Here is an 8,501-nt window from a genome sequence, read left to right as displayed (position 1 = left end):
CGTGGCCGCCCCCCCGCCGCCCGCCGACGCCCCGACCCCGCCCGCCTGGGCGCACCCGATCCCCCTCCCCGCCACCGCACCCCGAGGAGCCGAGGCATGAGCATCGCCGCCGCCGACGAACCCGACGACCACGGCGAACGCCGCGACGGAACCCGCGAGGGCGCGCACGAGCCCGCCCCCTCGGACGAGGCGCGCCGCCAGGCCGCCCCCGGGCACGACGGCGACCCGGTCCCGGAGGACCTGCACGAGTGGACCGGGCGGGGCGTGACCGTCGCCGAGGCCCGGCAGTGGATCGACCACGGCTTCCTGCTGGACTCGGCCGAGCGGTGGCGGACCAGCGGCGTCTACACCGCCGAGCAGGCCCTCGCCTGGCGCACGGCGGGGCTCACCCCCTACACGGTGCGCCCGCTGCTGCGCGCCGGCATGACACCCCGCGACGCCGTGCGCTGGCACGAACTCGGCTACGGCCACGCCGAGGCCGCCGAACGGCACCTGGCCGGGGAGAACCCGCGGCCCCGGCGGTGGTGGTGGCGGTTGATGGCCCCCGGGCCGGCGGGTTCGTCCGAACTCGACGACGGCCAGCACGCCACCCTGCGGATGCTGCTGGGCGCGGGAGTGCCCGCCTTCACCGCCCGCGCCTACCTGGACACCGGGTGGTCCGGTGAGGAGGCGGTGCCGTGGGCCGGCAGCGGAACCAGTCCGACCCACGCCGCCCTTTATCGGGTCATGGGGTTCACCCCCGCTGAGGCCGCCGACCTCGGCGAGCGGGGCGAGGACCCGGCCGCCCTCCTCGCCCGGTGGTGGGATGCCGGGGTGCCGCGCGCGGAGGTGCCCTCCTGGGTCGTCGCCGGGTTCACCGTCGAGGAGGCCCGGCGGGCGAGGGCGGCGGGCACCACCGCCGAGCAGGCCGCGGTGCTGCGCGCCCTCGGGGGCGGCCCGCCGCCGGGGCCGGCCCCGGACGCGCCCTGACCCTCGACGTCGGCATGGGTTCCGCCAACCGCGCATCGGAGGGCGGCGGTGCCGCCAGGAGGAGGGGCACGAGCTTCCGGGCGGCCGCGCCGGGCCGGGCGATCGCCCCGGTCGGGGACACCGGGTGCTGGCGCGGGGGAGCCGGACGCCGTGCGTCCACACCCACTGGGCGGGCACCCCGCCCGGCGAGGGCGAAGGCCGCCGACCGGAGGATTGCCGCGATCACGATCACGGAGGGACTCGGTCCTCCGTCGAGGAGCGGCACACCCGGTCCGCCGTGGAGCCGGGCCGGGGCGGTACGGGGTTCCTCCGTGCCCCCGTTCGCGGGAAGCGCGCGCCGCCGTTCGGCCGGCTCCCCGTCCACTTCGGAGCCGCCCCGTTCCTCCCGGTGGAGTTCGTCCCTACGCTGGCGGTGACATCACCAGGAGGGGGTCGCATGACGCTGGACCGTCGGGGTCAACTCGTCCTCGTCACCGGGGCGAGCGCGGGCATCGGCGCGGAGTTCGCCCGCCAGCTCGCCCAGCGCGGAGCCGACCTCGTCCTCGTCGCCCGCCGGGTCGACCGGCTCACGGCGTTGGCCGTGGAACTGCGGGCGGCGCATGGCGTCACCGTCACCGTGCTGCCGGCCGATCTTACCGAGACCGGCGTGGCCGAGCGGCTGGCCGGCGAACTGCGGGAACGCGGCCTCCGGTTGACGGGCCTGGTCAACAACGCCGGCTTCGGCACCTTCGGCCCGTTCCACAAGGAGGACCCCGAGCGGATCGGCGCGGAGATCACCGTCAACGTGCGGGCCCTCGTCGACCTCACCCGGACCTTCCTCGACGACCTGCTCGCCGCCCCTCAGGGGCTGCTGATCAACGTGTCGAGCGTGGGCGGCTACGCGCCGGTGCCGAAGATGGCCGTCTACGGCGCCACGAAGGCCTTCGTCCTCAGCTTCACCGAGGCGCTCTGGGAGGAGTACCGGGGCAGTCGCCTGCGGATCCTGGCCCTGTCCCCGAACGCGACCAGCAGCGAGTTCTTCGACGTGGCCGGGGCCGAGGCGGCGGCGAGCAGCACGCGGATGCACAGCGCGGAGCTGGTCGTCCGCACCGCGCTGCGCACGGTGGCGCGGCGCGACCCGCCGCCGAGCGTGGCCGTCGGCTGGACCACGCGGCTGTTGTTGGCGCTCGGCAGGCTGTCCAGCAGACGGCGCGCGGTGCGGATCGCGGGCGGCATGACCACGGCCTCGGAGGCCAGGGCCCGCCGAAGCCGGGCCTGAGCGACAGCGGACCTCCCCCCGCCACCCACCTCCCGGGCACGGCCGCGTCCTGCTCGGACGGTTCGCGCTCCGGCGCCGGACGGCCCTCGCCCCCCGCGCGTGCGCCCCGCGGGTGCGACGCCTCCGCCCCCGGGCCGGGGGAGTGGCGAGCCAGGCCACCACCGGGCCCGCCTGTGGGGTCCTCTGGCAGCATGCGGGAATGGATGACGACTACCGGCTGGACGTCCCCGCCAGCTTCGACGACTCCGACGACGAGGACGGCCAGGTCCACCCCATCGCCCGTCGACTGTTCTCCGGGGCGACCGCCGCCGAGGTGTTCGAGAAGGCGCGGAGGTGGGTGAGCGAGCACGACGTGTTCCTCATCGACGTCTCCTGGAACTGGTTGCACGACGAGCCGGAGCCGTTCTGGTTGTCCGTCTACTTCCGCTTCGAGTTCGACGAGGACGAGGACGAGGACGAGGGCACCCCGGCCGGGGCGTGACCACCAGGGCTTCCCGGGACGCCGGCGCCTCGGGAAGCCCCAGCCGCCCGGCCGCCCGGCCGGGGAGGGGTCACGCGGCGACCAGGTCCGGCCACAGCGCGCCGGACCGCGCTCCGACCACGGCCGCGACGCGGTCCACCGCGTCTCCGGAGGCGAGCGGGTCCAGCCGTCGTCCGTCCCGCAGCCGCAGCGCCACCCGGTCCTCCGCCGCCTCCCGGGGCCCGATCACCGCCTGGTAGGGCACCAGCCTGGCCCGGCGGACCCGGGCGCCGAGGCTTCCCCGGTCCGGCCCCACCAGCTCGGCCCGCAGGCCCCGCCCCGCGCACCGCTCCACCAGGCCCGCCGCGACCCCGACCTCCTGGTCGGACACCGGCAGCACTGCGACCTGCACCGGGGCCAGCCACGCCGGGAACGCCCCGCCGTGCTGCTCCAGCAGGCACGCCACCGCCCGTTCCACGCTGCCGATGATGCTGCGGTGCACCATGACCGGGCGGTGCCGCAGCCCGTCGGCGCCCACGTAGCGCAGGTCGAACCTCGCCGGCTGGTGAAAGTCGACCTGCACGGTGGAGAGGGTGGCCTCCCGTTCGACTCCGTCGGCGACCTGCACGTCGACCTTCGGTCCGTAGAACGCCGCCTCACCCGCCTCCGCCTCGTAGGGGATCCCCAACTCCTCCAACACCCCGGCCAGCAGGGTCGAGGCACGCCGCCAGTCCTCCGGGTCGCCCACCACGGCCGCGCCCTCCGGCGGCAGGGACAGCCGGTAGCGGGCGGCCCGCAACCCCAGGTCCCGGTAGGCGCGGCCGATCAACTCCAACGCCCCGCGCGCCTCGGCGGCCACCTGGTCCGGGGTGCAGAAGACGTGGGCGTCGTTGAGCTGGATACCCCGAACCCGGGTGAGACCGCCCAACACCCCGGAGAGCTCCGAGCGGAACATCCCGCCCAACTCGGCGATCCGCAGCGGCAGCTCCCGGTGGCTGCGGGACCTCGACCGGTAGAGGACGGCGTGGTGCGGGCACAGGCTGGGGCGCAGCACCACCTGCTCCCCGCCGAGGTCCATCGGCGGGAACATGCTGTCGGCGTAGTGCTCCCAGTGCCCGGAGATCTCGTAGAGCTCCCGCTTGCCCAGCACCGGCGAGTACACGTGCTGGTAGCCGGCCTCGCGTTCGACCGCGCGGACGTACTCCTCCAGGGTGTGCCGGATCGCCGCGCCGGCCGGACGCCAGTACGGCAGGCCGGCGCCGATGAGGGGGTCGGTGTCGAACAGCTCCAGCTCGCGGCCGAGCCGGCGGTGGTCGTGCATCAGGTCTCCTCGCGGACGGGAGGCGAGTGACCGCAGAACGAAGCCCCGGGGCACTCGCCCCGGGGCTTCGAACAAGGAATCAGCTCAGCACGCCGGGACGGTCTCCGGCGTCGTCGTCATCGCGGCGTGCTGCATGGCGACCACGGTAGCAGAACCCTCGACCCCGTCGGGTGTCCCAGGTCAGGGCAGGTCAGCCACCCTGCGCGCGGCGGCCGGGCAGGCATCCCGCCCCAGGTGGCCGTCGAGCACCAGCACCCGGAACCGGCGGCGCAGGCTGTCGCCGGCGGGCAGGCGCAGCGGATGTTCGGGGGCGAGGGAGGAACCGACGCCGGGGTAGTCGGCGATCCGCACGAACCACGGGTCCTCGGCCGTGCGCTCGTCGGCGGGGACGAACAGGAGGGTGTAGTCCCCGCTGGTCCCGTCCTCGCCGACCAGGTCGTCCGCGCTGGGGTGGTGCCCGAGGAAGGCCAGCCACCCGGAGCGGGTGGTGTGCACGGCCTCCTCGCCCTCGGCGGTGGCGGTGAACACCCGGGGGGCGGTCGAGGAGAGCGGGGCGCGCCAGAAGAACCCGCCGTACCCGCCGCCGACCTTGCCGTTGGTGGCGGGGCTGCCCAGGTCGAGGTCCCGGCTGGTCAGGTTGCGCAGGGTGAACGCGTAGTCCAGCACCCAGCCGCCCGTCGTCGCCGGCCCCGGCAGGGCCCGGGTGGACCGGGTCTCACCGATCACCGTCTCCCCCGTCACCGAGATCCACGACTGTTCCGAGGTGAGCGCGTCGGCCTCGCGGTGGGTCCACCGGTCGTGCCGCACCGAGCCGTGGTCCGGTCGCCAGGTCGGGCCCTGTCCGCGCACGAAGGTGCGGCCACCCCAGAAGTTGCAGTCCTCGACGTCCTGGAGGGCGACGAACACGCCCAGGTGCCAGGGGTGGTCCGCCGGGCGTGCCTCGGTGACCTCGACGCCGGCGAGGGTCCGCACCGGGTGCAGGTGCGGCCGGGGGGCCAGGGTCGGTTCCCACCAGCCCACGTCGGTCACGTGGTCGGCCACGGGTGTTCCCGCCACCCGGAGGGTCGCCTCGGGCGTGGGCTCCGGCTCGGCTGCGGTCATCTCGGCACTCCAGGGTCAGGACGTGGATCCGGGTCGGTGGCGCCGGTTCGGGGGCCGGCGCCACCGACCCGTGGTCTGTGGCGGTGTCGCGGAGGGCGGGTCAGCCGCTGACCTCCTGCTCGGCGATGCGCATGAAGTCGGCGGCCGCCTCCTCGATGGTCTTGTTGCCGAAGGACACCGCGTCGTTGTGCCGCTGCCACTCCCGCTTGAGGGTTCCGTTGCCCTCCGGCGGCGCCGGGGGAGTGCCCTCCAGGTGTTCCTCCAGGCTGGTCTCGTAGTCGTAGACCTGCCGGTCGAGTCCTTCGAGGTCGTCGGCGAGCGCCTCCCGGACCTCCTGGTTCGGCGGCAGCCCCCGGGTGGTGCCCAGGATCCGGCCGGCGTCGACGTCGTTGATGACGAAGTCGATGAGCATCGCCGCCTCCCTCGGGTGGTCGGAGGCCTGCGCGGCGGAGATCAGCATCGACGGTTTGGCGTACTGGCCGAACCGGTCGGTGTCACTGGGCAGGGGGGCCATCGCCAGCGGGCGGCCCATCGCGGTGTGGTAGCCGGCGAGGACGCTGTCCCAGGCCAGGTCGGTGGCCGAGAGACCCTTCGCGAAGGGCGTGTTCTCCACCGCGCCGTCGATCATGCCGTTCAGGGAGGCCGGGGTGGTGGCCCGGCCCTCGCGGAAGTCGTCGAGCAGGGTGAGGTACTCGCGGACGTCGGACTCGTCGAAGGCCAGTGATCCGTCCTCGGTGTAGAGGTCCCGGTCCCGCTGCCGCAACCAGGCCTGGAAGGTCTCCCAGGACCAGCCGAAGTCGGTCGACCCGTACACCTCGCCGTCGGTGGAGTCGGTGATGGCGCGCGCGGAGTCGAAGAAGTCGTCCCAGGTCCAGCCGTACTCGGGGGTGGGGACGCCGGCTTCCTCCCACAGCTGTGGGTCGTAGATCAGCGCGTGGGTGTTCTGCCCCATCGGCAGCCCGTACACACCGTCGTCGATGCGCCCGGCGTCCCGCATCGCGTCGGCGACGCCGTCCAGGTCGACGGCGTCGCCGTGGTCGGCCAGGTTGAGCACGACGCCTCGGTCGGCGAACTCGCGGAGGTTGGAGTAGTCGAGTTGGAAGACGTCGGGCGGGTTGCCGCCGGCGACCTCGGTGGAGAGCTTCTCGAAGTAGTTGCCGCCGGAGGTGAACGAGGTGTTCACCGTGATGCCCGGGTTGCGCTCCTCGAAGAGGTCGACCACCTCCTGCGTGGCCCGAGCCCGCGAGTCGTCGCCCCACCAGGTGAACAGCAGGGTCACCGACCCGTCGTCGTCGGCCGAGCCGCCGCAGCCGGCCGCCGTGAGCGCGACGGCGGAGCCGAGGGCGACCCAGGCCGCGAGGCGGGGGCGGTGAGCGGGCATGGCGTCCTCCACGTCGAGGAAAGGAAAGCGCTTACCGAACCGTAGGGTGCCGTTCCGCCCGTGTCAACGGTCACGGTGTGTCCCACATCGCCCGGCCGGCTCCGCCCCGGCCGCCGAACGGGCCTCGCCCGGACACGCCGAGGAGGTGGACGGCCAGGGGCGGCGGCACCGCCGGGGCGTTGTCCCGCGCGGTCGGCCGCTACCAGCCATCGGCGCCCCGAGCCGGCAGGGACGTGGCACACTCCTCGGCAACCGTTTTCCCGCCGCTGGTCGGCGCGGCAGCCCCGGGGCGCCGCCACGAACACCGGAGACGGGACGGACGACATCCGGGACCAGAAGGGGCGGTGACCAGCGGTGGTGACCACGGCGGAGGGAGACGCCTGGACCGCCGACCTCGGCGACGGGCGCTACCGGAACCCGGTGCTGTGCTCCGACTTCTCCGACCCCGACGCCATCCGCGTCGGCGACGACTACTACCTGGTCTCCTCCACCTTCAACCAGGTGCCCGGCCTGCCCGTGCTGCACTCCCGCGACCTGGTCAACTGGACGATCCTCGGCCACGTCCTGACCGAACTCCCGCCCGCCGAGCGGTACCGGGAACCCCGGCCCGGGCAGGGCGTGTGGGCACCGTCGCTGCGACACCACGCGGGCCGGTTCTGGGTCTGCTGGGGTGATCCGGACGTGGGCATCTTCCTGGCCAGCGCCAGCGACCCCGCCGGGCCGTGGACCCGACCCCACCTGCTCGTCGCCGGCACCGGCCTCATCGACCCCTGCCCGTTCTGGGACGAGGACGGCACCGCCTACGTGGTGCACGGCTGGGCTCCCAGCCGGTCCGGCATCCGCAACCGGCTCACCCTGCGCGCGATGGCCCCCGACGGCTCCCGGCTCCTCGACGACCCGGACGCCGCCACCGGCGTCACCCCGGAAACCACCGCCCGCACCCCGCCCGGTGGGCTGCTGCTCATCGACGGCGACCAGGTGCCCGGCTGCCACACCCTGGAAGGACCCAAGCTCTACCGGCGCGGCGACCACTACTACGTGTTCGCCCCGGCGGGCGGGGTCGCCGAGGGCTGGCAGTCGGTGTTCCGCTCCCGCCGCCTCACCGGCCCCTACGAACACCGCGTCGTGCTGTCCCAGGGCGGCAGCGAGGTCAACGGCCCCCACCAGGGAGCATGGGTGGACACGCCGGGCGGGCAGCACTGGTTCCTCCACTTCCAGGACAGGGGCGCCTACGGGCGGATCACGCACCTCCAGCCGCTGCGCTGGACCGACGACGACTGGCCCGTCATCGGCGCGGCCGCCCCCGGGGCCGAACGCGGCGAACCCGTGCCCGTCCACCCCCGACCCCACCTGCCGAGCCAACCACGGCGAGCGCCCCAGACCACCGACGAGTTCACCGGCCCCGCACTGGGTCCGCAGTGGGCGTGGCCGGCCAACCCCCGCCGCGACTGGTGCTCCCTGACCGCCCGCCCCGGCTGGCTGCGCCTGCCCAGCCAGCCCACCCACGAGCCGGAGCACCTCGGCACCGCCGCCGCCGTGCTCTCCCAACGCTTCCCCGCCTTGGCCTTCACCGCGCGCACCGAGGTGGAGTTCCGGCCCCGGGCCGTCGGCGAGCGCACCGGGCTGGCCGTGCTCGGTGAGCGGTACGCCTGGATCGGTCTCCACCACACCGAGGACGGCACCGACCTGGTGCTCCGCCTGCACCTGGGCGGCGACGACCACGAACGCGACCTGCTGCGGACCCCGCTCCCGGCGGGCGTCCGCCGCGTCGGACTGGCGGTGCGCGTGCGGCCGGAGGCCCGCTGCCAGTTCCACGTGCACCTCGGCGGCGAGGGCTGGCGGGAAGTGGGGGAGGAGTTCACCGCCCGCCCCGGCCGGTGGGTCGGCGCCCGCCTCGGCGTGTTCGCCCTCGCTCCCGCGCACGCGACCGCGACCGGGCACGCGGACCTGCCCTTCTTCCGGGTCGGACCGGGCTGAGCGCCTCCCGGCGAGGCGCCCTGCCCGCCTGCCC

General features: G+C 74.8%; 7 protein-coding genes. 4 read left to right on the top strand and 3 right to left on the bottom strand.

The window, feature by feature from the left end; genetic code table 11:
- The first annotated feature begins 96 nt into the window (after positions 1–96).
- The 3 genes from ACTIDRAF_RS0221375 (at position 97) to ACTIDRAF_RS0221365 (ending at position 2,708) form a co-directional block, all read left to right on the top strand.
- Positions 97–969: a hypothetical protein gene (locus ACTIDRAF_RS0221375; protein WP_016700757.1), complete on the top strand. Its 873-nt coding sequence runs from the start codon at positions 97–99 to the stop codon at positions 967–969.
- A gap of 436 nt (positions 970–1,405) precedes the next feature.
- On the top strand, positions 1,406–2,227 hold the full coding sequence (locus ACTIDRAF_RS0221370; protein ID WP_016700756.1) for an SDR family NAD(P)-dependent oxidoreductase: 822 nt from the start codon (positions 1,406–1,408) through the stop codon (positions 2,225–2,227).
- Positions 2,228–2,426: 199 nt separating this feature from the next.
- Positions 2,427–2,708 carry a hypothetical protein gene (locus ACTIDRAF_RS0221365; RefSeq protein ID WP_016700755.1) on the top strand — a complete coding sequence of 94 codons (282 nt, stop codon included), beginning with the start codon at positions 2,427–2,429 and terminating at the stop codon, positions 2,706–2,708.
- Between the two features lie 70 nt (positions 2,709–2,778).
- Here ACTIDRAF_RS0221365 and thrS read toward each other — a convergent pair whose 3' ends face one another.
- The 3 genes from thrS to ACTIDRAF_RS0221350 all read right to left on the bottom strand — a co-directional run bounded on the left by thrS (position 2,779) and on the right by ACTIDRAF_RS0221350 (position 6,490).
- Complete coding sequence (gene thrS, locus ACTIDRAF_RS0221360; protein WP_083886544.1) at positions 2,779–4,044, bottom strand: threonine--tRNA ligase; 1,266 nt, start codon at positions 4,042–4,044, stop codon at positions 2,779–2,781.
- Between the two features lie 144 nt (positions 4,045–4,188).
- On the bottom strand, positions 4,189–5,109 hold the full coding sequence (locus ACTIDRAF_RS0221355) for a DUF6807 domain-containing protein (protein ID WP_016700753.1): 921 nt from the start codon (positions 5,107–5,109) through the stop codon (positions 4,189–4,191).
- Between the two features lie 100 nt (positions 5,110–5,209).
- Positions 5,210–6,490, bottom strand: a complete 1,281-nt coding sequence (locus ACTIDRAF_RS0221350) for an ABC transporter substrate-binding protein (RefSeq protein ID WP_016700752.1) — start codon at positions 6,488–6,490, stop codon at positions 5,210–5,212.
- A 357-nt stretch (positions 6,491–6,847) separates the two neighbouring features.
- Here ACTIDRAF_RS0221350 and ACTIDRAF_RS0221345 point away from each other — a divergent pair, with 357 nt between their 5' ends.
- Positions 6,848–8,467, top strand: coding sequence for a glycoside hydrolase family 43 protein (locus ACTIDRAF_RS0221345; RefSeq protein ID WP_157163186.1), 1,620 nt, complete (start codon positions 6,848–6,850; stop codon positions 8,465–8,467).
- Positions 8,468–8,501 lie beyond the last annotated feature (34 nt).

Origin of the sequence: Actinoalloteichus spitiensis RMV-1378, from assembly GCF_000239155.1 — a bacterium.
Taxonomy (GTDB): Bacteria; Actinomycetota; Actinomycetes; order Mycobacteriales; family Pseudonocardiaceae; genus Actinoalloteichus_B; species Actinoalloteichus_B spitiensis.
The sequence above is the reverse complement of the archived record's forward strand: the minus strand, read 5'-3'. Positions and strand labels throughout refer to the sequence as shown.